This is a genomic window from Nonomuraea cavernae (genome assembly GCF_040655715.1).
Classification (GTDB): domain Bacteria; phylum Actinomycetota; class Actinomycetes; order Streptosporangiales; family Streptosporangiaceae; genus Nonomuraea; species Nonomuraea cavernae_A.
This window is the reverse complement of sequence record NZ_JBFAKL010000029.1, coordinates 81,130-105,906: the sequence shown is the minus strand read 5'-3', so window position 1 is coordinate 105,906 and position 24,777 is coordinate 81,130. Positions and strand designations below refer to the sequence as shown.

Below are 24,777 nucleotides of genomic sequence, written 5' to 3'. Positions count from 1 at the left end.
GCGGTCTTGACGACCGGGACCGGCATGGTCCCGTCGCGCGCCCACTTCCAGGCGGTCTGGTAGTGGACGCCGTTCCGCCTGGCCCATTCGGAGAGATTCACACACTGATGGTCGCAGATAAGGACTGAGGAACGCTGATGATTTCGCTAGCAGCTAATAACCCTCGCGGCCATGGCGGCGGACCGGGCCGGAGGACTTATCCGGCCCGGTCCAGCCGGTTGAGGATCTCGGCCAGGATGGGCTCGGTGGTGGCGAAGTTCAGCCGGACGTAGGTGTCGCCGCCGGGGCCGAACAGAGCGCCGTCGTTCAGCAGAACCTTGGCCTCCTGTTCCAGCACCTCCGCCATGCCAGGCCGCCCATAGTCGAGCCAGGCCAGGTAGGTGGCCTCCGGAACGCGGTAGCCGACCGCCCGGGGCAGGCGTTCGGCGATCGTCCGGCGGTTACGGTCGAACAGGGCGAGGGTCTCCCGGAGCCAGGCGTCGCCGTGCCGCCACGCGGCGACCGTCGCCTCAACCCCGAACAGGTTGGCCGACCCGTAGACGAAGGGCGGTTGCCCGTCCAGGGCCTGACGCAGCTCCGGCGAGCCGACATGGGCCACCGAGCAGCGGATCCCGCCGAGATTGAACGCCTTGGTGGCCGAGGTCAGGGTGACGGTCCGGTCCGGCAGGATGGTGGCGAACGGGATGTGCTCGTACGGGTCGTACACCAGGTCGGCGTGGATCTCGTCGGAAAGAACCAGCAGGTCGTGCCGCTCGGCGTGCTCGGCCAGCCCTTCCAACTCCTCGCGGGTGAAGACACGGCCCGTGGGATTGTGCGGGTTGACCAGCAGCAGCACCCGGCAGCCCGACAGGTCGGGCACCTCGAACCGCCACGAGTCGCCCTCGGGTCGCATCTGGATGGCGCGAAGCGGGCGCTCCATGGTGGCCAGGGTGCCGAGGAACGGGTGGTAGGCCGGGGTGTGCACGGCCACGCCGTCGCCCGGCCGGGTCCAGACGTGCAGGAGCACCTGGAGCGCCTGGTTGAGATCGGTGTAGCTGCGCACGTGCAGGGGATCGGCTTCCCAGGCGTACCTGGTCGCCATGCGCTCGGCGAACGCCTCGGCCAGGGGGCCGCATTGCGGGCTCATCAGCCAGGTCGGGTAGCCAAGGTCGCCTTCGGCCCGGCGGCGCAGGGCCTGGATGACTTCGGGGGCGGTCGGCAGGTCCATGTCGGCCACCCAGGCGGGGATGACTCCTGGTCCGGCTTCCGCCCACTTCAATCCATCATGTTGTGACTTGAGGTCGTGTAGATGGATTTCGTCGCTCACCCGCTCAGTTTAGATCTCTTGGGCGAGCCGTCCGAGCCGTCCGAGCCGTCCGAGCCGTCCGAGCCGGAGGGCGCCGGTGCGGCGCGGGCGGGGGACGCCGCGCGCCGCGGGAACGACGGACGATCAGAGGCGGCGCAGCACCGCGACGACCTTGCCCAGGACGCTGGCCTCGTCACCGGGGATCGGGTCGTAGTTGGGGTTGTGGGGGACCAGCCAGACGTGACCGTCCTTGCGCTTGAACGTCTTGACCGTGGCCTCACCGTCGATCATGGCGGCCACGATGTCGCCGCTCTCCGCGACCGGCTGCTGGCGTACGACGACCCAGTCGCCGTCGGCGATGGCGGCCTCGATCATGGAGTCACCGGCGACCTGCAGGAGGAACAGGGTGCCCTCGCCGACCAACTGCTTGGGCAGGGCGAAGACGTCTTCGACGCTCTCCTCGGCGAGGATCGGGCCACCGGCGGCGATCCGGCCGACCAGCGGCACGTAGGCGGCCGTGGGGCGGTTGACCGAGGGCGACTCCTCGCTGCCGGCGTCGGGGTCGACCCAGAGCGCGGGCTCACCAGGCAGACGCACCTCCAGCGCACGCGGCCGGTGGGGGTCACGCCTCAAGTAGCCCTTGCGCTGCAACGCCGTCAACTGGTGCGACACGCTGGACGTGCTGGTCAGCTGCACGGCCTCGCCGATCTCACGCATGGACGGCGGATATCCGCGCTGTTGCACCGAGTCGCGAATCACTTCGAGGATCTTGCGCTGCCTGGGGGTCAGCCCCAGGGAGTCACGCCGCCGCACCGCGAGGTCAGTGACCCCGTTAGCGTCATCCCGCTCGCTCATGCTCTTCCTCCTCGCCCGGCCGCCCGCCTCACCGGCGAACCTTCCGGTCCGTGGTCTCCATGTCGCACACAGCGACCGTATCGCTGTTGAAGATCATCTTCAAACAATTGTTCGAGTCTTCCTCGAAAATGTCGGCAGCGTGGTGTACAACATCGTACGGGAGTTCGATCGACACCGTGTTCGATTCGCCGATCTTTATTTGGCCATTTCCCGGGGCCGCGACGGTGTGGGAGGTCCATCCGTGCGAACCGCCAGGATCACAGACCCGAGCAGAGACCACGTCAAGCAACCGGCCGCTGTCGCCGACGTCACCCAGGGCCGTCACGGCCACACAGGCTTTGGACTACGCACGCACGAATTTTCCGGCGACACGCCGAGCGCCGATCCGGACTTCATGCGGTCGCTCACTCCCCATGCCCGACTTCCGCTCCCTGGCATCCCGAACTCGTCCGGGGAGGAATCGTCCGGCGTGGGCTCGTCCGGGGAGGAATCGTCCGGCGTGGGGTTGTGCGGCGAGGGGTCATTCGGCGTGGGCGTGCTTGGCGTGGGGTCATCCAGCGTGGGCTCGCTTGGCGTGGGCTCGTCCGGCGGGTCCGCATCGCTGGGTGACTCTGAAGATCGCCGTGCCGGTGGCGTCGACGGGGCTGGGGTTTCCGGCGATGGCGGTGGTGGAGTCGCGGCCCGTGGTTGCTCGGGTGAGGTCATCAGGGCCGGGTTGAGTGGGGACGCAGAAATGAGGGGTGACGTCAGAGCGGGAGCGGATCGAGCAGGGGGTGCGGGGCAAGAGGGGAGGGGGAAGCGTGGTTTCGCATGATGGGCGAAGGGCGGGGCGCAGATCGACGGGGCCGGGGAGGCCGCAGTTGTGGCTGGTGCCTCCGCCGCGTCCGGAGCCAGGCAGCGAGGACATCGCGCCACACGCCGGGGGAGGGGCGAATCCTGGCGGCCGTGCCCGTGGAGGGGCGGGGCCCGAGGGTGGCGGTTCGGCACGCGGGGAGGGGCGGCAGCCCGCTGCGCGAGAAGTGACGGGCGCCGAGCCGGCGCGATCCCAGAAAGGACGCAGGGCCGGGCGTAGCGGGGGGCGTGCCGCGGACGCGCTGATGCGTACGAAGCGGGGCCCGGCACGCGGCGGCGAATCCCGGCGGAATCTCATGGATGACCTTTCTTCAGGCGATGTCGGGGGCGCGCCGGTGCGTCAGGGTGGGCAGCGGTCGAAAGGATCGCCGCCTGCGCCTCCACGTCGCTTGGACGGGCAAGCTGTCCGGCGAGAGTCCGCCGGTCAAGGTGGCGCGGCCGGCCAGTACGGTGCGGTCCGCTCAGGAGAACCGGTCCGCGACGGCGAAGCGGTGCTGCAAGGAAAGCAGGGGCGCGGGCGAGGATCCGGTCTGCGAGAGGAGGCGGCGCGCGCGTCCGGCTCTCGTCGGAGAGGTGAGACGGGGGGCCCGTCGGGCGCCGGGAGTCGGACGGAGCCGGTGCAGGGCATTCGGCGTCAAGGCGAACCGGGGCGTGTGATTGGTCCCCGTCGGCGAGACCGATCGGGTCGGGCGGGCGCGGCCGAGAGTGGTGGGCTGGGTCGGGCGGGCGCGGCCGAGAGTGGTGGGCTGGGTCGGGCGGGCGCGGCCGAGAGTGGTGGGCTGAGTCGAAGGGCCGCGGCCGAAAGTTGCGGGCCGGGTCGGGCGGGCGCGGCTGAGAGCGGCGGGCGGCGGTTGGTGTCGGTGCCGACCGGCGCGGACCTCGTGGTGAGCGGGCCGGAGAACGGGCGGGAGGGGCCGCACAAGGAGTCACGCAAGGAGTCACGCACGGGGTCACGCACGGGGTCACGCAAAGGCCGGCGGCCGCAGGAGACGAGCCGACGCGCGCGGAGGAGGGAGCGCGGCGGCGGGGGCGAAGCCGCGACGCGCCCGGCTAAGCGGCAGGCGCCGCCCGTGCGCCTGACGCGACGGGGCCGTGCGGTCCTGGTGGTGGGCATGGCGCTGCTGTCGCTCGGCGGCTTCTGGCTCGGCACCAGGACGGCGAGTCACGCGTCCTCGTTGCCCGTGGTGACGGGGCACTCCTGGCAGGCGGGCCTGCCGTGGGTGGACGTGCGCCGGGGCGACACGCTGTGGTCGATCGCCGAGACGGTGGCGCCCGAGTCCGGTGACCCAGGCGCGGTCGCCGAGGAGATCAGGCGGCTCAACCGCCTGCCCGGCTCGTTAGTCCGGCCGGGCACCCGCCTCTACGTCCCGAGCGGCATCGCGGGCTGAGAGCGGGCGCGGCCCGGTGCGGGTCGGCTGAACGGTGTGCAAGCGGATACCGGTGTGAGAGAAGTTCACGAACGTGATGTGAGCCAAGCGAAGTGACGCGTGAACCGACACGCCCGGGTCAGCGAGATGAGGCTGTGCTGATCAGCGAGTTCGGTTGGATGGGTCTGCTCAACTTGCGTTCATGGTCGCGCGCTTCTACCGTTGGACCACAACATCTAGTAGTTACACCGATGTAGTTCACCACACCTTGTGTTTCTGCGACCGCACCATAGCGTGCTATGGGGCGTGCGCGAGCGTTCCGTCGCACATGCTTTACGCCGGTGGTGACCGCGGGTCTAGGAGGCGAAAGCGTGCATTGTCCGTTCTGTCGTCATCCTGACACCAGGGTCATCGACAGTCGTTCCACGGACGACGGAGCCGCCATCCGGCGTCGCCGGACCTGTCCCGAATGCGGGCGCAGGTTCACCACGCAGGAGACCGTACTCCTCATGGTGAGCAAGCGCAGTGGGGTGACGGAGCCGTTCTCGCGGGACAAGGTCGTCGCGGGCGTGCGGCGGGCCTGTCAGGGCAGACCGGTGAGCGAAGACTCGCTGGCCCAGCTCGGCCAGCGGGTGGAGGAGGCCATCAGGGCCAAAGGCGCGGCGGAGCTCCCCTCCAACGAGGTGGGGCTGGCGATCCTCGGCCCGTTACGGGAGTTGGATGAGGTGGCCTACTTGCGGTTCGCATCGGTATATCGCGGTTTCGAGAGCCTGGCGGACTTCGAAGCCGAGATCGAACAGTTGAAGGCGGAGAAGGGGGAGTCATGACGGAGACGGTCAGCGGTTCAGTCGCACGCGGGGGTAAGCGTCCTCGCAGAGGTTTGAAGATGAAGCGGATCTTCACCAAGCCGGGCGTGCACCCGTACGACGACATCGCGTGGGAGCGCCGTGACGTCGTCATGACCAACTGGCGCGACGGCTCGATCAACTTCGAGCAGCGGGGTGTCGAGTTTCCGGAGTTCTGGTCGGTCAACGCCGCCAACATCGTGACGACCAAGTACTTCCGCGGCGCCGTGGGCACGCCGCAGCGCGAGTGGAGCCTCAAGCAGCTGGTGGACAGGGTCGTCGGCGTCTACACCCGGACGGCGGTCGAGCACGGCTACTTCGCCGGCGACGAGGACGCCGAGATCTTCGACCACGAGCTGAAGTACGCCCTCGTCCACCAGATCTTCGCGTTCAACTCGCCGGTCTGGTTCAACGTGGGCACCCAGTCGCCTCAGCAGGTTTCAGCCTGTTTCATCCTCTCCGTGGACGACCAGATGGAGTCGATCCTGGAGTGGTACAAGGAAGAGGGCGTGATCTTCAAGGGTGGTTCGGGCTCGGGGGTCAACCTCTCGCGCATCCGTTCCTCCAAGGAGCTGCTCTCCAGCGGTGGCACGGCCAGCGGCCCGGTGTCGTTCATGCGCGGCGCCGACGCGAGCGCGGGCACCATCAAGTCGGGTGGCGCCACCCGTAGGGCCGCAAAGATGGTCGTACTCGACATCGACCACCCCGACATCGAGGAGTTCATCGAGACCAAGGCGCGTGAGGAGGACAAGGTCCGCGCGCTGCGCGACGCCGGGTTCGACATGGACCTGGGCGGCAAGGACATCGTCTCCGTCCAGTACCAGAACGCCAACAACTCGGTCCGCGTCTCCGACGAGTTCATGCGGGCCGTGGAGCAGGGCGACGAGTTCGGTCTGCGGGCCCGCCTCACCGGCGAGGTGATCGAGACCGTCGACTCCCGCGACCTGTTCCGCAAGATGGCCAAGGCCGCGTGGGAGTGTGCCGATCCGGGCATCCAGTACGACGACACGATCAACGACTGGCACACCACTCCCGAGACGGGTCGGATCACCGCAAGTAACCCCTGTTTCCCCGCCGATCAGCGCGTGGTGACGGACAAGGGCCTCATCCGCATGGACGACCTGGTGGCCCGTGCCGCAGCGGGTGAGACGTTCTCGGTCTACACCAACGATCTGACCTCGGAGGAGGACCCGCAGGACCGTGTCGTCGCGACGAGCCCGACGCGATACATGGTCACTGGCACGAACGAGATCGTCGAGCTGCGCTTCTCAGATGGTTCGCGGCTGCGCTGCACGCCCAACCACCGGCTGTGGACGAAGAACCGGGGATACGTGCGGGCCGACGAGCTCCACGAGGACGACCGGGTGGCGAAGTCCTTCCAGTACGCGCCGCGTTCAATGGCTTCCTGGAACATCCCGTCGCGCGCGCGGGAGAACGGCCGGACGTCACAGCGCGGTCTCAGCGTGCCGGAGAAATGGGACGGGGATCTTGCCCACTACCTTGGGTGGCTGATCGGTGACGGCTGCCTGACCGACAAGGCCACTGTCACGGTTTATGGATCTGCGGAGGAGCAGGCGGAGATCCTGCCTCGGCACAGCCGCCTGCTCAAGCGCATGACAGGCTTCGACTACAAGCCCAGCGTCCAGGACAACGGAACCATGCAGCTCCGTCCTGCGGGTGCGGCGCTTCGCGAGTTCTGTGCCGCCCTGGGGGTGTCCACGGGCAGGTCCGCCGAGAAGTCGATCCCCGATGCCGTATGGGAGATGCCAGACGAGATGCTCGTCGACTTCCTGCAGGGGCTTTTCGACGCTGACGGATGCGTCGTCAACCAAAAGTCCAACGAAAGCCGCTACGTGGGTCTGGGCAGCAGGTCGGAGGAGCTTCTCCTCGGCGTCCAGGAGTTGCTGGCCTCATTCGGCATTGCCAGCAAGATCTACAGAACCGGCACGAAGAAGGACTCGTTCAACTACACCCGCAAGGACGGCACCGAAGTCACGTACGGGTCCGACGGGCCTTCCTACGATCTTCGGATCACCGCCTGGTCCATCAGGGAGTTCGCGGCGCAGATCGGGTTCAGCGTGCCTGGAAAGCAGGCGCGCCTGGAGGAGGTCATCGACACCACGGGCTACTACCGGAAGGACCTCAGTGTCCGGATGGTCTCCCGTGAGCCGAAGGGTTTCGAGACCACCTACAACCTCACCGAGCCGCGTAACCACTCCTACATCGTCGGCGGGGTGGTCGTGGCCAACTGCTCCGAGTACGTGCACCTCGACAATTCATCGTGCAACCTGGCCAGCATCAACCTGCTGAAGTTCCTGAAGGACGACAACTCCTTCGACATCCAGGGCTTCGTCAAGCTGACCGAGCTCATCATCACCGCGATGGACGTGTCGATCACGTTCGCCGACTTCCCGACCGAGAAGATCGGCGAGACGACCCGCGCCTACCGTCAGCTCGGCATCGGCTACGCCAACCTGGGCGCGCTGCTCATGGCGACCGGCCACGCCTACGACTCCGACGGCGGTCGCGCCGTGGCCGGGGCGATCACCTCGCTGATGACCGGCACGTCCTACCGCCGCAGCGCGGAGCTGGCCGGCGCCGTCGGCCCGTACGACGGCTACGCCCGCAACGCCGAGCCGCACAAGCGGGTCATGCGCAAGCACGCCGCCGCCAACGACAACCTGCGCACGATCGGCTCGATGGACGGCAAGATCCACGCCGAGGCGTCCCGGCAGTGGTCGGAGTGCCTGCGCATCGGCGAGAAGAACGGCTACCGCAACGCCCAGGCCAGTCTGCTCGCGCCCACTGGCACCATCGGCTTGATGATGGACTGTGACACGACCGGCATCGAGCCCGACCTGGCGCTGGTCAAGTTCAAGAAGCTGGTGGGCGGCGGTTCCATGCAGATCGTCAACCAGACGATCCCGCGGGCGCTCCGGCAGCTCGGCTACCAGCAGGAGCAGACCGAGGCGATCGTCGAGTACATCGCTGAGCACGGTCACGTCGTCGACGCTCCCGGGTTGCGCGGGGAGCACTACGAGGTGTTCGACTGCGCGATGGGCGAGCGCGCGATCGCTCCGATGGGCCACGTGCGCATGATGGCCGCGGCCCAGCCGTTCCTGTCGGGCGCCATCTCCAAGACGGTCAACCTGCCCGAGTCGGCGACCATCGACGACATCGAGCAGGTCTACATGGAGGGCTGGAGGCTGGGCCTCAAGGCGCTGGCGGTCTACCGCGACAACTGCAAGGTCGGCCAGCCGCTGTCGGCCGGCGGCAAGAAGAAGGAGGAGACCAAGACCGAGGCGCAGCCCGAGGTCAAGGTCGTCGAGATCAACCGCCCGACCAGGCGGCGGATGCCCAACCAGCGGCCCAGCACGACCACCCGTTTCACGGTGGGCGGGGCCAAGGGCTACATGACCGCGTCGTCCTACCCCGACGACGGGCTCGGCGAGGTCTTCCTCAAGATGTCCAAGCAGGGCTCGACGCTGGCGGGCGTCATGGACGCCTTCTCGGTGGCGATCTCGATAGGGCTCCAGTACGGCGTGCCGCTCGAGACGTACATGAGCAAGTTCGTCAACATGCGGTTCGAGCCGGCCGGGATGACCGACGACCCGGACATCCGGATGGCCACCTCGGTGATGGACTACATCTTCCGGCGTCTGGCGCTCGACCACCTGCCCTACGACGAGCGGGCGGCGCTGGGCATCTTCTCGGCGGCCGAGCGCGCCGCGCAGCAGCGCGGCGAGGACCCGGCGGTGCTGCAGGAGCCGGTCGACCGCGAGGCGCTCGCGCAGTCGGCGCCGATCGAGGAGAAGCCGGAGCTGGAGCCGGCCAAGGAGCTGACGCTGGAGAACCACCGGCGCATCACCGCCGACGCGCCGCTCTGCATGACGTGCGGCACCAAGATGCGGCCGGCGGGCAGCTGCTACGTCTGCGAGGGCTGCGGCTCGACCAGCGGCTGCAGCTAGTTTTGGGCTCCAGCTAGATGTGAAATGCCTGGTCGGCAACGGGGTGTCGGTGACATGCTGACGCCCCGTTCACACATCTGGTGCCAGTTGTTGCGCTTGGCGCAACTGTACGGTCGGCCGTGCCGTTGACTGATCAGTACGCGACGTACTTGACGTACCTAAAGTGACGTGGCACCGTGGAGGTGCGTCTCGCTGGGAGGTTCGTCATGACCGCTGTCCACTTCGACAGCTATACAGAAGCTCGTGCACATCTCAAGGCGCTTTTGGATGCGGCCGAGAGAGGTCGCGTGGCAACGGTGCGTCGTGAGTCGGCCGTGACCGCCTTCGTGGATGTTGAAAGACTCCGGCACTACCTCGCGGTGGTCACCCCTTCTCGAGCGCAGGTGCTTCCTGAAGCCGGCGGCTGGTCGGTTTTCATTCCGGGGCTACCTGTCGCCGCGGACGGTGCGACCTTTGATCAAGCCATTGCGGAGATGATCGAGGGCCTCCGTGAGTACGCGGAGGATTGGCAGGGCCATCTGCTCGACGCGCCGAACCACCGCGAGAACTGGGGGCTTGTGCAGTTGATCAGCCTCAGTGATGACGAGCAACTGCGCGAATGGCTGGTAGGGAAGGGCCGGTGAGCTGGCCCCAGCCTGCCCGTGAGCATCACGACCGGTTCTGTCGGATCGAGGGCTGGCGTCTGGTGCGGAACGCCCGGGGAGGAACGGGGACGCACCATGTCACCTACGAGCTGGATCTTTTTGATGGCAGGATTCTGAGAACCCGGATCTCTCATCCGGTCGACCGAAGCACCTACGGCCCAGGCATCTGGAGTCACATACTCCGCGATCAACTTCAGGTGGACGAGGTGACCTTCTGGGCGTGCGTTCAGAACGAGGTGAGACCCGATCGCGGAGCCCCCGAGTTGCCATCGGAGGCCCTGCCCGCAGACCTCGTGTTCATGTTGATCTCCAGGGTGGGTCTTGACGAGACGACCGTGGCGGGGATGAGCAAGGAGGAGGCCATCACGCGACTCCAGAAGTACTGGATCGACGGGGTCTGATCCTGAGGAATACCGCACCTCTCGAATAAGTGCACTGCCCCGTACAGAGCGCGGGATCGCATCTGATGCGTCATTCGACCTGATCCACTGAGGGCGTAGCCGCAGGTCATGGAGGGAGTCCGGCGTCGGCCTGGCTCCCCTCTTCCGATGTGAGGGGGCTTGTCCGGCATAGGCCGACTAACTGAGCAGGCCGCGACGGTAACCCTCACCGACGGCGGCGGCTCGGTCGCGGACGCCGAGTTTGTCGTAGATGTGCAGCAGGTGGGTCTTGATGCTGGCCTCGCTGATGAAGAGTTTGGCGGCGGCCTGGCGGTTGGAGGCGCCGTCGGCGACGAGGGCGAGGACCTGCAGTTCGCGGTCGGTGAGGGCGGCCTTGACCGGTCGGCGTACCTGGCCCATCAGGCGGCCCGCGACCGAGGGCGACAGCACCGGCTCGCCGGCGGCGGCGGCGCGGACGGCGCGCAGCAGTTCGTCGGTGGGGGCGTCCTTGAGGAGGTAGCCGGTGGCGCCGGCTTCGATGGCGGGCAGGACGTCGGAGTCGCCGTCGAAGGTGGTCAGGACGAGGGTCTTGATGTAGGGGTGGGTCTGGCGGAGGGCGGTGATGGCGGTGACGCCGTCCATCTCGGGCATGCGCAGGTCCATGAGGACGATGTCCACGTCGAGGGCGGCGGCGCGTTCGATGCCTTCGCGGCCGTTGGCGGCTTCGCCGGCGACGTCGATGTCGGGTTCGGCTTCGAAGGCGGCGCGCAGGCCGTCGCGGACGATGGGGTGATCGTCGACGATGAGGAGGCGGATCACTGGGGGCCTATCTGGAGGGCGGGGACGGTGGCGCTGACGGCGGTGCCTTCGCCGGGTGTGCTTTCGATTTCGAGGGTGCCGCCGACGCCGCGGACGCGTTGCCTCATGCTGCTGAACCCGAACCCTTTGCCGTTGGGGCTGTCGATGCCTTTGCCGTCGTCGCGGATGTCGAGGAGGACGACGGTGCCGGTGTAGGAGAGGGTGAGGCCGGCGCGGGTGGCGTCGGCGTGCTTGGCGACGTTGGTGAGGGCTTCCTGGGCGACGCGGAAAAGGGTGACTTCGATGGCGGGGCTGAGGGGGACGCGTTCGCCGGTGACTTCGACGTTGAGATCGACGCCGGAGGTCTGAGTCCAGGTGCGGGCGAGGGCGGTCATGGCTTCGGGGAGGTGGGCGTCTTCGAGCTGGTGGGGGCGGAGGGCGTCGACGGAGCGGCGGGCTTCGGCGAGGCTGTCCTGGGCGAGGGTGAGGGCGCGGTCGATGCGGGCGTCGCGGTCTTGGACGCGTTGGGCGGCGCGAAGCTGGGTGATGATGCCGGTGAGGCCCTGGGCGAGGGTGTCGTGGATTTCGCGGGCCATGCGCTGTCGTTCGTCGAGGATGCCGGCGTCGCGGGCTTGGGCGAGGAGGTGGGCGTGAAGCTCGGCGTTCTCCTCCAGGGCTTTTTGCAGGTCGGTGAGTGCTTGGCGGTATTTGCGCTGCCGTTCCTCGATTCTGATGCCGAAGATGTGGCCGCCGCCGATGGTGACGGTCTGGACGGCGATGATCGCGATGTGCAGGACGACGAGCTGGGCGTTCGCCTGGGACCAGTCGAGCGAGGTTCCGTACAGGACGGTGGAGGTGGCGGCGACGGCGGCGAAGGTCCACTTGGAGGGGGCGAAGGAGCTGGCGAGGAAGAAGCCGGAAATGCAGTAGATGAGGAAGATCGGGTGGTGGAAGGACAGGAGCGCGGAGGTGGCCAGGACGCCGCAGAAGTAGGTGATGGTGGTGGCGCGGCGGTTGCGGAGGTCGGCGGGCAGGAGGGTATGGGCGCCGAGGATCCAGGCCAGGGCCAGGGCGGTGAGGGCGAGGGTGCGGGGGATCCCGCCCGCGGGCTGCTCGGGTGAGGTGACGCTGATGGCCAGGGCGGTGGCCAGGGTGAGGTAGGGAACGACCTCGACGAAGATCCCGAAACGTCGTTCCCAGGTGGAGGGCGGGAAGGGGTCGTTCATGGCGCTGAGCTTATGCGCATGGGGATGAGGATCGCGTAGCCGTACATGAGGAGCCCTAGGGTGATCATGAAGATGATGGTCGGCCACTGCCAGACGGGTGGCAGGTGGAGGGCGAGGAACCAGACGGGGTCCTGGACGCCGACGATCTTGAAGATCATGGGGACGATGCCCTGGGGGAAGGTGGGCAGCCAGGCCACGCAGTAGCAGAGGATGACGGCGATGCGATGCTTGAGGGGCAGGTCGGCGGTGGCCTCCTTGCCGGTGGGCTGAGGTGCGGGGCCGTGCTTCATGAGGGTGAGCAGTTCGGTCCCATGGCTTTCGAGCCTGCGGTGGGCGATCTTGCCGAAGCCCCAGACGCTGAGAGCGCCGGTGAGCAGGCCGACGGGGACGCCTGCCCAGGGATGGAGCAGGATGACGGCGGCGGTGGGGAGTCCCATGACGGGGACGGCGATGAGCAAGAGCCAGGCCAGGCCGGTTTCGGCGCTTTCGTCGGCACCGGTGTTGAGCGGGTTGCCGCCGCGCTTGTGGGGGTCGGTGCCGGGGACGAGGGAGGTGACGGCGACGCGGACGATGAGGCCGGCGGCGCCCCCGAGGAGGGCGGGGAGCAGACCGAGGACCCAGGGCCAGGCCCACGTCTGGCCGCTGACGGCGGTGCCGGCGAGGGTCAGGATGGTGGCGGCCGGGCCGACGATGAGCAGCCAGGCGAGCTGGCGGCCGCGGACGTCGGCGCGTTCGGCACCAGGGGTCATGAGGGTGAGCCACAGGGCGGTTCCGTCTACGCCGTAGAGGTTGGCGGAGGTGCCGGCCGCCATGACGATGGCGATGAGCCCGATGAACGGGACCATGATCCATGAGTCGATGGTGACGAGGAGCAGGGGGAAGACCAGGGCGTAGGAGAAGGCGACGCTGAGGAGCTGGATACGGACCAGGTCGCGCCACCAGACGCGTACTTCCTTGGCGGCGACGATGCGGGCGCCGCCGATGGCGGGAAAGGGGCGGGGTGCGCCGCGCCGGGCGGGCACACCGCCGCGGGCGGCCGAGGCGACGCGCCGCGCCAGCAGTGCGGCCCAGGCGAGCAGAAGCAGGGCGATGGCGGCGCCGTTGGCGGCGAGGATGGCCAGGGCGAGCGGCCAGGATGCTTCGACGGCGGCCACACCCCAGCCGGAGGGCAGGACACGGACGAAGGTCTGCGTCCAGATGAGGGTGTCGGTGGCGCCGAGGGCTATGGCGGGGGCCCAGCCGTTGCCGGAGAGGGCCAGTGTGGTTCCCATGACGATGCCGACGAGGGCGGCGGTGGCGCGGGACCGGACGAACAAGCCGAGGGCGGCGACGACGATCCGGGAGAGCATCACCATCGTGGCGAGCGTGGCCAGGGCGGCGGCCAGGCCGATGAGGACACCGGCGGGGCCGTGGCGCCAGCCGTACACGGGCAGGGACAGTAGCGCGAGGAGGGTGACGAGTGGCGCGGGGCCGGCGAAGGCTCCGGCGAGCAGTCCTGCCGCGGTACGGCGGGGCGTGGCGGGGAGCATGGCGAAGTATTCGGGGCGGAGGGTCTCGTCGCCGCCGCCGGTGAAGATGGGGCCGAAGATCCAGCCGGTGAGCCAGACGGTCAGGGCCAGGGGGAGGTAGGCGGGCCACAGGACGGCGACCGCGATCGTTCCGGCGGCCAGGGCGACGCCGACCAGGACGCCGAAAAGCAGATTGGTGGCGCGGTCGCCGCGCAGGGAGTTGCGCAGGAGGGTGAGCCGCATCTGGATCATGATGCGCGCCATGTCGACCCAACTGGGGGTCATGCTGGGGGTCAGGCCGTGAGCCATGCCAGTCCCTCCGTCCCGCGGGTCTGGGCGCCGACGAGGTCGACGAAGGCGTCCTCGAGTGTGCCGGCGCCGCGTACGTCGGCCAGGGGGCCGGCGGCCACGACGCGCCCGTCGGACATGATGCCCACGTGGTCGCAGAGCTGCTCGACCAGGGCCATGACGTGGCTGGAGATGATGACGGAGCCGCCGCCCTCGACGAACCTGCGCAGGATGGCCTTGACGGTGGCCGCGGAGATGGGGTCGACGGCCTCGAACGGCTCGTCCAGGACGAGGAGGCGGGGGGCGTGCAGGAGGGCGACCGCCAGGCCGATCTTCTTGCGCATGCCGGTGGAGTATTCGATGACCAGAGTCCGCTCCGCGGAGTCGAGTTCGAGGACGTGCAGGAGCTCGTCGGTGCGTTCGGCGACGACGGCGGGTGGCAGGCCGCGCAGGAGACCGAGGTAGGTGAGGACCTCGCGCCCGGTGAGCCGTTCGGGCATGGCGTTGCCGTCGGGCAGCACGCCGACGAGCGCCTTGGCCTGGACGGTGTCGCGCCAGACGTCGACGCCGAAGATCTGGGCGCTGCCGGCGTCGGGCCGCAGCAGGCCTACGGTCATGGCCAGCGTGGTGGTCTTTCCCGCACCGTTGGGGCCGACCAGCCCGTAGAAGGATCCGGCGGGGACAGTGAGGTGGACGTCGTCGACGGCGACGTGCTCGCTGAAGGCTTTGCGGAGTCCCACGGTCTGGAGGGCGGGCTCTGAGCGGGTTGACATGCTTCGAGGATCGCGTGGGGGTGTGGGGTGGCGGATCGGCCGAGTGGGGAGCCGGGTGGTGGATTCCGGCATCAACCGATCGGTTGATGCTCATGCAGGGCCGACGCGTGGATGACGGTTGAGATGACGAGCGCCTGGCCTTGGGAAAGGCCAGGCGCTCGGTCGCGGCCAGGTGCGACGGTCAGCGGGTGTCCGGAGACGCGCCGACCGAGGGCCGCTGATTTCGGGACGTGGTGTCACGTGGCGCGTGCCACCTCAGGGACAGCGGTCAGTAAGACCCGTCGGAGGACGGGCTCGACGACTCGTCCTGCTGGCCGTCCTGCTGGCCGTCGCGCTGCGCGCGGTCGTCCTTGCCGTGCCTCTGGCCTTCCTTCCCTTCCCGGTACATGCCCTCGTAGCCCTCGCCTTCGCGGCCCTTTCCGTCGCGGGCGCTCATGTCGCGGATCACGACGGCGGTGGCGGTGTCGTCCTCCACCTTCGCCATGATCGCGACCTTCTGCCCGGTCTTCACGGCGTCGATACCGGCGCCACCTCGGTTGATCCGGGTGTCGTCGTTGACCGTGTAGTCCTTGGTGTAGCCGTCCGCGCTCTTGACGGTGACCGAGTTCTGGCTGACGGCTGTGACCTCGCCTTGCTGGCCGGTGAAGGTCGCGTACCCGCCCTCATCGTTGGGGACGACGAACTCACCGTGGATGGGGAGCTTGTGGAAGCCCCACTTGTGGCCCCGGCCCTTGTCCGACGCCTTGTCGGAAGGCGCCCCGGAGGGAGTCGCCGTCGGTGTGTCGCTCGACGTGGCGGCCGGCGCCGTCGAGGAGGTCGGCGTGGCGGCGGTGGCGATGCCGCCGCCGGTCGCCACCACGAGCGCGGTGGTGGCGATGAGCAGCAAGGAACGGGAAACGCGGTGCCTGGCCGGCTTGCCGGCCTGTGCCGTGGTGGTGCTGTCCGATCCTGGGGTCATCTTTCTTGTCCTCCCGAGCTATGGAATAGGACAAGTGTGCACGAATCGGCCTAAAACGGACGTAAATGCTGTATGTGCTCTGATGGACACCCTGTGTCAGTGAGGTCTCGGCGGGTCGCGCTACAGGCTCATCCCGTGCAGCCGTGACACGCTGAGCCTGATCACCATCCGCCGGTCGTCGACCATCCGGCGCAGGAACGCGGCCTCGTCACCCGGGGCGGCGAACCCCGGCCGCATGGCCAGCAGCTCACGGCCGACCTCGTCGCCGGGCTCGACGGTCACCGGTGACAGCTCGGCCTCGCCCTCGGCCACCCCGTAGGAGCGGAAGCCTTCGCCGGCCACGTAGAGGGCGCTGCGCGGATCCTTGTGCAACTGGCGCACCTTGGGCCGGTCGGCGATCGTCGAGATGCGCACGACCCGCTGCTCGGGGTCCCACGTGTAGCGGACGGTGGACATCTGGGGATGACCGCTGCTCGTGACCGTGGCCAGCGCGCCGAAGCGCTGCTCACCCAGCAGGTGGGACACCTGGGCGTCGGACAGGAAGCCGGGAGGCGGGCCCATGGCCGGTCCTTGGGTCTCCTGTGACATCGGCGGACTCCCCTTTTCGTCACCGGAACCCTACCGGAGCTCAGTCCATGCCCAGCCGGCGCGCGAGAGCCTGCACGTCGGAAATCACCCAGTACTCGGCGAACCTCTCACCCTCGGCCCGCAGGACGTCGTGGCCGCTGAAGGCGACCCGGGTGCCCTCCGGCGCCGTCGCGCCCGGCAGGCCGCCGCGGTAGGAGCCGCCGAACGTCCAGCGGGCAGCCACCCGATCGCCGTCGACGATCGGTCCTACGTCGAGGGTGACGGAGACGTCGCCGAACGGCGCGTGGCCCTGGCGGAGCATCTCGATCAGCTCGCCGGGGCCCATCACCTCCTTGCCGGGCCAGTGACCGACGAAGCCGGGGGTGACGAGGTCGTGGGCGAGCTCGAAGTCGCCATTCCACATTTCGAGCAGCCACCGCTCGTACAGTGTCGCGATCATGCACCGCTCGTACAGTGTCGCGATCATGCACCGCTCGTACCCGCGAGACGCGCGCTCTCACCCGTGGGGGACGGGGATCGCGACCCGCAAGTGACCGTTAAGCGAGCGTCGATGGGGCAGATCCATAGTTGGGGGTCCGAACCGAAGAGAGGCGCCACGATGACAGTCCCCCTACGGCCCCCCACCCTCACCCGCCAGCCCAGCAAGGCGCTGCTGATCGGTCTCGTGGTATCGAGCCTGCTGGCCGTGGTCGTGCTGGTCGTGCTGCTGCTGAGCGGTGGTCCCGTCGGGTTCGGGCTGTCGATGGGGCTGGCCCTGGCGCCGCTGCCCCTGTTGCTCGCGGCCGTGCTCTCGCTCGACCGGCTGGAGCCGGAGCCGAAGCTGCATCTGGCCTTCTGCTTCGCCTGGGGCGCGGGCGTGGCGATCGTGCTGGGGATCGGGCTCACGATCGCCGGGCAGGCGCTGTTCGCCAAGGCGGGCTACGGCGCGCAGGTCGTCAGCACCGTGGGCACCGTCTTCCTGGCCCCGGTGGTCGAGGAGGCGCTGAAGGGGGCCGCGCTCCTGCTGCTCCTGCGCAGGCGGCGGGAGATCGACGGGCTCACCGACGGCATCATCTACGCCTCCATGGCCGGGCTGGGCTTCGCGGCCGTGGAGAACGTCGGATACTACCTACTGAGCTTCACCCAGGGCGGTGTGGGCGCGACCATCCAACTGTTCGTGATCAGAGGGCTGATCGACCCGCTCGGCCATCCCATCTACACCTCCATGATCGGCGTGGCCGTCGCGTACGCGCTGACCCGGCGTGGTCCGGCCCGGTACGCCGTGATCCCGCTCGGCTACCTCGCCGCGGTCCTTCTGCACGGGCTCTGGAACGGCAGCGCCACGACGGGGTCGTTGTCCTGGATCGGGCTCGCCTACCTGGTGATCATGGGTGCGCTGGTCTTCCTCATCATGGTGACCGTACGGGAGCGCAGGCACCTGGTCGCCACGATGGGCGTCCACCTGCCGGCGTACCAGCAGACCGGGCTGGTCACGCCGCCCGACATCGCCATGCTGAGCTCGCTGCCGGGACGCAGGCTCGCCCGGAAGTGGGCCAGGGGCAAGGGGCTGGGCAAGGAGATGTCCGACTACCAGCAGGCGGCGACCGAGCTGACCATGCTGCATCTGCGGGCGGAGCGAGAGGGCATGGACATGGACACGTTCGCGGTCGAGCGCAACGCGCTGCTGGGCGTCATGGCGAATTCCCACCGATGGTGACGGGCGCATCGCATCGGATGTTCCACTCGATTTCCTGACAAGATTGAGCGAACCCCCGAAGGGAGAGCACATGAGCTGGGTGGAGATCGGGTCCGAGGCCGAGCTGCGGGAGCTGCTGGGAGAGGTGAAGTCGCGCGCGGCGACCAAGGAGCGCGTCCGCCTGCACGAGCGTGACAGGCAGTGGCTGGCCGCCTCGCCGTTCTGCCTGATCGCCACCTCCGACGCGGAGGGCAACTGCGACGTCTCGCCGAAGGGAGACCCGGCCGGGTTCGCCCACGTCATCGACGACACCACGATCGCCATCCCCGACCGCCCGGGCAACCGCAGGGCCGACGGGTTCCGCAACATCCTGCGTAACCCGCACATCGGCCTGATCTTCCTGATCCCCGGCCGCAACGAGACGCTCCGCGTCAACGGTCGCGCCCGGCTCGTCCGTGAGGCACCGTTCTTCGACGAGCTGATCGTGAAGGGCCACCGTCCGGACCTGGCGATCGTCGTGGAGATCGAGCAGATCTTCTTCCACTGTGCCAAGGCGTTTCTGCGTTCCTCGCTCTGGAAGCCCGACCGCTGGGAGGCCGACCTGCTTCCCTCGCACGCCCAGTTGATCAAGGACGTGCAGAAGGTGGACGAGACCCTCGAAGAGCTCGAGGACTACTACGGCGAGACCTACGCCAAGCGCTTGTACGGCTGAGCCCCGGCCGTCACAGCCGGGGCTCGGAGGTCAGGCCGCGGGAGGCGGGCCGTCGGGGAAGCGGATCACGTTGCGGCCGCTGTAGGCGCGCAGGTCGACGACCTTGGGATCGGGTGGAATCGGCTGGTGGCGGTCGTCCGTGCGGATGCCCCGGACCTTGTGCCTGGACACGTGTGGCGACACTGCCACAAGCCTCTTCATGTGAGCCCCCCGTGATGTTCTTGTTACCTATGTTATCTACAGATACCCCGGTAAGTTCTGTGTAAGGAGTGTTTCAGTAGGGAAGTCGCCGCCCTGATGGGGACCGCAGGTCCAGGCCCGTGTCGCGGTCCGGACGCCGCTTCACCGTCGGCTTGACGATCCTCACGCGTCTCATGGTCTGCCCCCTCTCGGCGCCTCGGCCTGGGCTCACTGTGCGCCCCGCCGGTTGCCGGGGAGTTGGTGAGCGGTTGCAGCCCAACCTAGTCGGGATCCGCGGCGCCGCTCCATGCATTTCTACGGTCTCGCCGTACGAATCCGGAACGGTCCCGCATCATCGGTCGTTCTCGCCGGGAGCCGTCCCGAATCATCAGCCCTTCCCGCCGGGAGCCGTCCGAATCACGACCGGCGGTCCCGGATCCCGGGCCGTCACGGGCGGCCGCCCGCGGCGGCCCCGGACGGCCCGGGACCCGGCTCAGCCGACGGGGGCGAGGCGGGTGGCGACGCCGATCCGGTTCCAGGCGTTGATCATGGCGATCGCCACGACCAGCGTCGCGAGCTCCTTCTCGTCGTAGTGCTCGGCCGCCTGCCGCCAGACCTCGTCGGGGACGGCCTCGCGGTCGGCCAGCCGGGTGGCCTCCTCGGCCAGCGCGAGCGCGGCCCGCTCAGCCGGCGTGTAGTAGGGCGCCTCCCGCCAAGCGGCCACCGACCAGAGCCGCTCGTCGCTCTCGCCGGCCTTCTTCAGGTCGCGGCTGTGCATGTCGACGCAGAAGCCGCAGCCGTTGATCTGGCTGACGCGCAGCTTGACCAGCTCGATCGTGCTGTGCGGCAGGCCGCTGCTCAGCAGGAAGCCCTCGACGGCGCCGAACGACCGGTACGCCTCGGGCGCCAGCTCGGCCACGTTGATCCGCTGGGACATGACTACCTCCATCGTGTCGTGGTTACAGGGACAGGACGGGACAGGACCGGCGAATGTGACAGTCGTTCCAAGATCTCAACCGACCGGGACCGCCGCGCGTGGACGCCGTGGTGTCTGCTGCCCCGTCGCCGGCTTCGGTGAGTCATCGAGGGGCGCCGCTCATTTCGGTCCGCGCGGCCTGGGGAGTGTTCTGGGCATGACCCGCAGGTGAACCCGGTCCGAATATGGACGTCCCTTGAGGCGCCCTGAGGAAAGCGCACCCGGAAACCGGGTATCTGGTCGGCGAAGCGACCGGACAAAGGGGATCATCATGGCCATCTGCGAGGCATGTGGCAACGACTACGACATGTCCTTCGAAGTGCACGCCCAGGGAGTGGTGCACGTCTTCGACTCCTTCCAGTGCGCCATCCAGACCATGGCGCCGATCTGCGAGCACTGCGGCACCCGGGTCATCGGCCAGGGCGCCCAGTCCGGCGATCACTGGTACTGCGGCGCCCACTGCGCCCGCCAGGAGGGCACCGTCGGCATCGTCGACCGCGTCATGGCAGGGACGTCCGCCTAGAGAGACTCCTCAGCCGGTTTCGCCTCCGTACGCCGAAGCGGTGGGCGCGGAGGGCTTCTCCTGATCGCGCGCAGTGCGCAGACTGGAGGGCGTGGCCGACTTCGAGGTGGTTGTCATAGGTTCCGGGCCCGGCGGGCAGAAGGCGGCCATCGCGGCGGCCAAGCTGGAGAAGAGGGTCGCCATCGTCGAGCGCCGCAACATGATCGGCGGCGTGTGCATCAACACGGGCACCATCCCGTCCAAGACCCTGCGCGAGGCCGTCCTCTACCTGACGGGTCTCAACCAGCGCGAGATGTACGGCCAGAGTTACCGGGTGAAGGACGAGATCACGGTGGGTGATCTGGGGATCCGGACCCAGCACGTGATCGGTCGTGAGATCGACGTGATCCGGTCCCAGCTGGCGCGTAACCACGTGGCGGTGCTCACGGGGTCGGCGCGGTTCGTCGACGCGCACACGCTGGACGTGGTCGACGAGGCTGGGCGCGGGGTCAAGGTCACTGCGGACAAGATCATTGTCGCGACGGGGACGCGGCCGGCGCGGCCGGCGTCGGTGGAGTTCGACGAGGAGACGATCATCGACTCCGACGGGATCCTGCATCTGCAGACGGTGCCGGATTCGCTGGTCGTGGTGGGCGCCGGTGTGATCGGGATCGAGTACGCGTCGATGTTCGCGGCGTTGGGCACCAAGGTGACGGTGGTGGAGCGGCGCGAGCGGATGCTGGACTTCTGCGATCTGGAGATCGTGGAGGCGTTGAAGTACCACCTGCGGGACCTGGCGGTGACGTTCCGGTTCGGCGAGTCGGTGGCGGCGGTGGAGCGGCGCGCGCGGGGCGCGCTGACGTTACTGGAGAGCGGCAAGAAGATCCCGGCCGAGACGGTGATGTATTCGGCGGGACGGCACGGGATGACGGACGAGCTGTGCTTGGAGGTGGCGGGACTGACGGCCGACGCCCGGGGCCGGATTCCGGTGGACGAGCACTACCGTACGGTGGCGCCGCACATCTACGCGGTGGGCGACGTGATCGGGTTTCCGTCGCTGGCCGCGACGTCCATGGAGCAGGGACGGATCGCGGCCCATCACGCGTGTGACGAACCGTTGCCGGGAATCCATCATCTGCAGCCGATCGGGATCTATACGATCCCGGAGATCTCGTTCATCGGGCGCACCGAGGACGAGCTGACCACCTCGCAGGTGCCGTTCGAGGTGGGTGTTTCGCGCTATCGGGAGCTGGCGCGGGGGCAGATCATCGGTGACACGTACGGAATGCTGAAGTTGCTGGTGTCACCCGAGGACCGGTCGCTGCTGGGTGTGCACGTGTTCGGCACGGGGGCGACGGAGCTGCTGCACATCGGGCAGGCGGTGATGGGATGCGGGGGGACGATCGACTATCTCGTGGACGCGGTGTTCAACTATCCGACGCTGGCCGAGTCGTACAAGGTGGCGGCGCTGGACGCGATGAACAAACTCCGGCGCGTCGCCCGCTTCGAACTCTGACCCGGGCCGGGCATCCGTCACACCGGGGCCTGTCGTGCCGGTACGGGTGAGGGCCGCGAGCCCATCACCGTCGCCCGCGACCGCTGGGTGTACGGGGTGCACGAGATCTCGACACCTTATGCTCGGGAGCCGCACATGCGTCTGCTTGGCTGTGTGCATGATCAACAGCGACTCACTGTCTCGGCCTGACCCGATCGCCTATCTCGACCAGGTGGCCGCGAGCGCGGTAGGCCGGGGCTACAAGCGGCAGGTGCTGGAACTACTCGATCTCCAGCCTGGGCAGACCGCGCTCGATCTCGGCTGCGGTCCGGGGACCGACCTGGCGGCTATGGCGACCGCCGTCGCGCCGGCCGGTCGGGTCATCGGAGTCGACCGGGATCCGGTGATGATCGCGGAGGCTCGTGCCCGTTCCGTGGGACAGCCCCTGATCGAGATTCGCTCCGGTGATGTCCATGCGCTGCCGCTGGAGGAGGACACCGTCGATCGAGCTCGCACCGACCGCGTGCTCCAGCATGTGGCCGATCCGGCGCGGGTGCTGGCGGAGTTTCGCCGGGTGGCTCGTCCCGGAGGGCGGATCGTCATGGCCGAACCCGACTGGGAGGGACTGTTGATCGACTCCCTTCAGCCGGCCATGAGCCGGGGACTGAGCCGATTCATGGTCGCCGAGATGATCCGCAACGCGACCATCGGCCGCGGCCTGGCCCGGCTGTGCGAGGAGGCGGGCCTCGTGGTCCGGACCGTGGTGACGGTGGCGCCGGTGTTTCGCGACTTCACGACGGCTGATCACATGTTCGGGCTGCGTCGCAATGTGGCCCGGGCCATCGACGCCGGCTATCTCGATCCCGATGCCGAAAGGTGGATCGAGGACGCCGGCTCTCGGCCGTTCCTGGCCTCGGCCCTGTTGTTCCTGGTGGCGGCTGAGATTCGCGGGTGATGGCGGATTCGTCCCACTGCTTCTGCCGGCCGTGGTGGCTGTGGTCCGGTGCGTGAGCCGGCGCACGCGCGCGGTCTCGCCGCGACGGCCGGGGTTACGCGAAAGCCGGTGCGGCCCAGGCGACGCGGACGAAGTCGTCCGTGGTGACCTCTTCGGTGCTGCGGACCATGGTGACCTTGAGCCGGATGCGGGTGCCTCCGGTGACCGTCACCTTGATCGGCTGCGGGTTCTGGTAGGTGGCCGTGGCGGAGGCGAGCTTCGAGCCGTCCACCGCGAGCACCTCGAAGCGCACCTGGGCCGTCGTGTTGGGCGACAACCGGTCGATGCCGGCCTGGGCGGCGAACTCGCGCGCGCTCGCCGGGACCAGGTAGTCGACGTGTCCCGTCGCGGCGCCGGCCCAGTTGATCCTGCAGGTGAGCGCGGGTAGCTGGGCGCCGCTGCTGTCGAGCGAGACCGACGTGTCGTACCAGGAATTCGAGCCGTCGCCCGACACGTAGCAGTCTTCGTGTGAGACGGCGTTGGACGTGGTGAGGGCGACGCCGGGGCCGGTCGTGTCGACGGGAGTGACGGAGGTGATCGGCGGCGTCGCGGTCACCGTCGTGGTCGCGGTCACCGTGTGCGTGACGGCGGCGTTGGGGGCGATCGCCTGGGAGATCCCGGTCGGCGCGAAGCGCACCCCTATCACCGCCACCACCACGGTCGCCACTCCCGTGATCAGGGCGGACATGATCGTGCCGCGCGCGCTGATCCGGGCGACCCGGATCTCGTGTCCCTGACCGGCGACGCCGCCCGCCGAGGTGTTCCGTGCCATCAGGTGGCCTTTCGCTCTGCCTTTTCCGCGCCGGTCCCGTGGTATTACCAGAACCTTTTCGTGGGCGCGAATTTAATGCGCGGAACAGGCATTGCGCAGGCGAATCTCGCCATTGTCATCGAGGCGCTATGTATTTCGTTTCAGTTGCTTCGCCGAAAGATTTCGGTTAAATCGGATTTATGCCATTAATTTCGCATAACCAGTCCGGGCGCTGACGGCGAGTTCCTGGTTCGGTCCGTAGTCCAGGGAAGCGGCCTCCGCGATCCCCTGCTCGGCGACCGGCCGGACGGTGGAGAGCGACCGGGAAGCCGAGAGGTCAGTCGTCGGCGGGGCTGCGGCGACCGCGGGCCGGTGGCTTCTTGCGGCCCGCCACCAGCGTGTCACCCGGCGACGCCGAGGCGGTGGGCTCCTCGGGCGGTGTGGCGTCACCCGTACGGCGCGGCCGGGGATGCGGCGCCGTGTCCTCCAGCTTGGCGGCCTCGGTCTTGGCGCTCTCGGTCTTGGCGGTCTCGGCGTCGTCGGGCTTCGGCGAGGCGGTGGACGCCTTGCCGCCGGACGGCTTGCTCCCGGCCGGTTTGCTCCCGGACGAGGTGCCGCCCGACGGGCGCGCCGGCTTCGGAGCGCTCAGGGGTGAGGGGACGTCCGGATCGCGGAGCGAGGCGATGACCTGGTCGGCCTCGGATTCGGCGGCGAACTCGCTGGCCGCGGCCGACTCCCTGCGCCGGATCACCACCATGTGGTCGACCGAGATCCGCCCGGCGCCCACCACGGCGAGCAGCAGCGCCGCCGCGCCCAGCAGAATGATCTCGTTCAGGGTGATCGGATTGAGTGGCGGAGCGACCAGGAACACCGCCAGCGCCTCGGCGAACAGGGTCAGCCCCACGACCGACACGGCCAGCCCGGCGATCAGCAGGGCGCCGCCGATCAGCTCGGTGAGCATGGTCACCGTGGCCCAGGCGCCCGGCGCGGGGGCTCCCTGCCGCGCGAACTCCTCTCCGGTGGCCTTCAAGCCGATTTCCAGCTTGTTCCAGCCATTGGCGAAGAAGATGCCGCCCACGCCTACGCGGGCGACTAACGCGGCAAGATCACGGAGGGCTTGTTTCACGGTTGATGCCTGCCCTAATCGGGACATCACA

The 24,777-nt window shown here is 68.4% G+C and carries 24 protein-coding genes; 10 read left to right on the top strand and 14 right to left on the bottom strand.

Annotated elements, in window-relative coordinates:
* Positions 1–196 precede the first annotated feature (196 nt).
* The 3 genes from AB0I38_RS32935 to AB0I38_RS32925 all read right to left on the bottom strand — a co-directional run bounded on the left by AB0I38_RS32935 (position 197) and on the right by AB0I38_RS32925 (position 2,465).
* A complete protein-coding gene (locus tag AB0I38_RS32935; RefSeq protein WP_358489193.1) occupies positions 197–1,306 on the bottom strand; it encodes a MalY/PatB family protein in 1,110 nt (369 codons plus the stop codon).
* Between the two features lie 123 nt (positions 1,307–1,429).
* Positions 1,430–2,140: a transcriptional repressor LexA gene (gene lexA / locus AB0I38_RS32930; protein ID WP_358489185.1), complete on the bottom strand. Its 711-nt coding sequence runs from the start codon at positions 2,138–2,140 to the stop codon at positions 1,430–1,432.
* 28 nt (positions 2,141–2,168) lie between these two features.
* Positions 2,169–2,465, bottom strand: coding sequence for a hypothetical protein (locus AB0I38_RS32925; RefSeq protein WP_358489179.1), 297 nt, complete (start codon positions 2,463–2,465; stop codon positions 2,169–2,171).
* Between the two features lie 1,597 nt (positions 2,466–4,062).
* Between AB0I38_RS32925 and AB0I38_RS32920 the strand changes: the two genes are divergently transcribed.
* The 5 genes from AB0I38_RS32920 to AB0I38_RS32900 all read left to right on the top strand — a co-directional run bounded on the left by AB0I38_RS32920 (position 4,063) and on the right by AB0I38_RS32900 (position 10,217).
* On the top strand, positions 4,063–4,380 hold the full coding sequence (locus AB0I38_RS32920) for a LysM peptidoglycan-binding domain-containing protein (RefSeq protein ID WP_358489177.1): 318 nt from the start codon (positions 4,063–4,065) through the stop codon (positions 4,378–4,380).
* A 350-nt stretch (positions 4,381–4,730) separates the two neighbouring features.
* Positions 4,731–5,186, top strand: coding sequence for a transcriptional regulator NrdR (nrdR, locus tag AB0I38_RS32915; protein WP_185087106.1), 456 nt, complete (start codon positions 4,731–4,733; stop codon positions 5,184–5,186).
* A gap of 59 nt (positions 5,187–5,245) precedes the next feature.
* On the top strand, positions 5,246–9,172 hold the full coding sequence (locus AB0I38_RS32910; protein WP_436838798.1) for a vitamin B12-dependent ribonucleotide reductase: 3,927 nt from the start codon (positions 5,246–5,248) through the stop codon (positions 9,170–9,172).
* 206 nt (positions 9,173–9,378) lie between these two features.
* Positions 9,379–9,795, top strand: coding sequence for a prevent-host-death protein (locus AB0I38_RS32905; protein ID WP_358489160.1), 417 nt, complete (start codon positions 9,379–9,381; stop codon positions 9,793–9,795).
* Positions 9,792–10,217: a cytotoxic translational repressor of toxin-antitoxin stability system gene (locus AB0I38_RS32900; RefSeq protein WP_358489155.1), complete on the top strand. Its 426-nt coding sequence runs from the start codon at positions 9,792–9,794 to the stop codon at positions 10,215–10,217. The genes AB0I38_RS32905 and AB0I38_RS32900 overlap by 4 nt, the downstream gene beginning before the upstream one ends.
* Positions 10,218–10,394: 177 nt before the next feature.
* Here AB0I38_RS32900 and AB0I38_RS32895 read toward each other — a convergent pair whose 3' ends face one another.
* From AB0I38_RS32895 to AB0I38_RS32865, 7 genes are all read right to left on the bottom strand, one after another.
* The gene (locus AB0I38_RS32895; protein ID WP_358489151.1) at positions 10,395–11,015 is read right to left on the bottom strand and encodes a response regulator transcription factor; all 621 of its coding nucleotides are present in this window, start codon (positions 11,013–11,015) and stop codon (positions 10,395–10,397) included.
* Positions 11,012–12,220 (bottom strand): sensor histidine kinase, encoded by a 1,209-nt coding sequence (locus AB0I38_RS32890; protein WP_358489145.1) that lies wholly within the window; start codon positions 12,218–12,220, stop codon positions 11,012–11,014. The genes AB0I38_RS32895 and AB0I38_RS32890 overlap by 4 nt, the downstream gene beginning before the upstream one ends.
* On the bottom strand, positions 12,217–14,037 hold the full coding sequence (locus AB0I38_RS32885) for a hypothetical protein (protein WP_358489135.1): 1,821 nt from the start codon (positions 14,035–14,037) through the stop codon (positions 12,217–12,219). The genes AB0I38_RS32890 and AB0I38_RS32885 overlap by 4 nt, the downstream gene beginning before the upstream one ends.
* Positions 14,022–14,789: an ABC transporter ATP-binding protein gene (locus AB0I38_RS32880; RefSeq protein WP_358489132.1), complete on the bottom strand. Its 768-nt coding sequence runs from the start codon at positions 14,787–14,789 to the stop codon at positions 14,022–14,024. The genes AB0I38_RS32885 and AB0I38_RS32880 overlap by 16 nt, the downstream gene beginning before the upstream one ends.
* A gap of 268 nt (positions 14,790–15,057) precedes the next feature.
* The gene (locus AB0I38_RS32875) at positions 15,058–15,747 is read right to left on the bottom strand and encodes a hypothetical protein (protein WP_358489125.1); all 690 of its coding nucleotides are present in this window, start codon (positions 15,745–15,747) and stop codon (positions 15,058–15,060) included.
* 120 nt (positions 15,748–15,867) lie between these two features.
* Positions 15,868–16,335, bottom strand: coding sequence for a pyridoxamine 5'-phosphate oxidase family protein (locus tag AB0I38_RS32870; RefSeq protein ID WP_358489121.1), 468 nt, complete (start codon positions 16,333–16,335; stop codon positions 15,868–15,870).
* Positions 16,336–16,375: 40 nt separating this feature from the next.
* A complete protein-coding gene (locus AB0I38_RS32865; protein ID WP_358489112.1) occupies positions 16,376–16,801 on the bottom strand; it encodes an ester cyclase in 426 nt (141 codons plus the stop codon).
* A gap of 132 nt (positions 16,802–16,933) precedes the next feature.
* Here AB0I38_RS32865 and AB0I38_RS32860 point away from each other — a divergent pair, with 132 nt between their 5' ends.
* A complete protein-coding gene (locus tag AB0I38_RS32860) occupies positions 16,934–18,031 on the top strand; it encodes a PrsW family intramembrane metalloprotease (RefSeq protein ID WP_358489104.1) in 1,098 nt (365 codons plus the stop codon).
* Positions 18,032–18,101: 70 nt separating this feature from the next.
* The gene (locus AB0I38_RS32855) at positions 18,102–18,722 is read left to right on the top strand and encodes a pyridoxamine 5'-phosphate oxidase family protein (RefSeq protein WP_358489099.1); all 621 of its coding nucleotides are present in this window, start codon (positions 18,102–18,104) and stop codon (positions 18,720–18,722) included.
* Between the two features lie 30 nt (positions 18,723–18,752).
* Here the strand turns inward: AB0I38_RS32855 and AB0I38_RS32850 are convergent, their stop codons facing one another.
* Complete coding sequence (locus AB0I38_RS32850) at positions 18,753–18,923, bottom strand: hypothetical protein (protein WP_358489093.1); 171 nt, start codon at positions 18,921–18,923, stop codon at positions 18,753–18,755.
* A gap of 472 nt (positions 18,924–19,395) precedes the next feature.
* On the bottom strand, positions 19,396–19,839 hold the full coding sequence (locus AB0I38_RS32845; protein ID WP_358489089.1) for a carboxymuconolactone decarboxylase family protein: 444 nt from the start codon (positions 19,837–19,839) through the stop codon (positions 19,396–19,398).
* Between the two features lie 310 nt (positions 19,840–20,149).
* Between AB0I38_RS32845 and AB0I38_RS32840 the strand changes: the two genes are divergently transcribed.
* From AB0I38_RS32840 to AB0I38_RS32830, 3 genes are all read left to right on the top strand, one after another.
* The gene (locus AB0I38_RS32840; RefSeq protein ID WP_358489085.1) at positions 20,150–20,401 is read left to right on the top strand and encodes a hypothetical protein; all 252 of its coding nucleotides are present in this window, start codon (positions 20,150–20,152) and stop codon (positions 20,399–20,401) included.
* A gap of 91 nt (positions 20,402–20,492) precedes the next feature.
* Entirely contained in the window at positions 20,493–21,896 is a 1,404-nt protein-coding gene (sthA, locus tag AB0I38_RS32835) for a Si-specific NAD(P)(+) transhydrogenase (RefSeq protein ID WP_358489080.1), read from the top strand.
* Positions 21,897–22,107: 211 nt separating this feature from the next.
* The gene (locus AB0I38_RS32830; protein ID WP_358489071.1) at positions 22,108–22,830 is read left to right on the top strand and encodes a methyltransferase domain-containing protein; all 723 of its coding nucleotides are present in this window, start codon (positions 22,108–22,110) and stop codon (positions 22,828–22,830) included.
* 94 nt (positions 22,831–22,924) lie between these two features.
* Here the strand turns inward: AB0I38_RS32830 and AB0I38_RS32825 are convergent, their stop codons facing one another.
* Positions 22,925–23,641: an NPCBM/NEW2 domain-containing protein gene (locus AB0I38_RS32825; protein ID WP_358489066.1), complete on the bottom strand. Its 717-nt coding sequence runs from the start codon at positions 23,639–23,641 to the stop codon at positions 22,925–22,927.
* 316 nt (positions 23,642–23,957) lie between these two features.
* Positions 23,958–24,746: a DoxX family protein gene (locus AB0I38_RS32820; protein ID WP_358489057.1), complete on the bottom strand. Its 789-nt coding sequence runs from the start codon at positions 24,744–24,746 to the stop codon at positions 23,958–23,960.
* Positions 24,747–24,777: the final 31 nt, after the last annotated feature.